At 24.7% G+C, this 299-nt stretch carries 1 protein-coding gene; it reads left to right on the forward strand.

Annotation, left to right across the window (positions count from 1 at the left end; genetic code table 4):
* Positions 1-299: hypothetical protein (locus tag KQ878_RS03775; protein ID WP_373422581.1), on the forward strand; the 299-nt coding region annotated here is incomplete at both ends.

The raw sequence follows: 299 nt of genomic DNA on the forward strand, positions 1-299 counted from the left end.
AGCTCCCAAAGCGGAATTATTGAAAAACGATAAAAATGAAAACTTTAGAAAAATTAATGATCAAGATAAAATAACCAATTCAATTGAATTAGAGTTATATATTGAAAATTTTTTAGATACAAACAAAACTTATTTTATTGACGCAACAAAATCCAACATTAATGCGTGAATTAAATCAACATTTTTAGACGACCCAAATAAACCTGAATATATTTCGGCTAATTTGGTTTGGTTTGTAATCTCGTATCTTTACATTAGTCAAATTAAACAAATTCATAAAGAACAAATGAATAAATACA

It is taken from the genome of Mycoplasma zalophidermidis (assembly GCF_018913985.1).
Lineage (GTDB): Bacteria > Bacillota_I > Bacilli_A > Mycoplasmatales > Metamycoplasmataceae > Mycoplasmopsis > Mycoplasmopsis zalophidermidis.